Origin of the sequence: Pseudoalteromonas sp. MER144-MNA-CIBAN-0113, assembly GCF_040308965.1 — a bacterium.
In the GTDB taxonomy this organism is placed as follows: domain Bacteria; phylum Pseudomonadota; class Gammaproteobacteria; order Enterobacterales; family Alteromonadaceae; genus Pseudoalteromonas; species Pseudoalteromonas tetraodonis.
This window is the reverse complement of the sequence record NZ_JBEOOG010000468.1, coordinates 1-254: the sequence shown is the minus strand read 5'-3', so window position 1 is coordinate 254 and position 254 is coordinate 1. Positions and strand designations below refer to the sequence as shown.

Annotated in this window: 1 pseudogene; it reads right to left on the bottom strand. The window is 40.2% G+C overall.

Features of this window, described 5'->3' with window-relative positions:
- Positions 1-254: pseudogene (locus tag AAEY57_RS20530) on the bottom strand (carbohydrate porin); the annotation flags it as partial.

Here is a 254-nt window from a genome sequence, read left to right as displayed (position 1 = left end):
AACCAATATTTATGTTGAAGCGACGTTCTGTATCGCCATCACCAATAATTGTTCCGCCAATAAATGGCTGGTTACGTGCTTGAATAAAGTCGAAGTAACTAAAGAAACCACCTGCAGCAACACTCATACCCGTTACGTTCATCCATGTATCTGCACTATCGTCAGACTTGTCATAAATAATGCCGTAATCGTTGTAAAATTGAATGTCGGTAACTGGGCCCCAATCAAGCGAGTAATTATAAGCAACGTTAAAG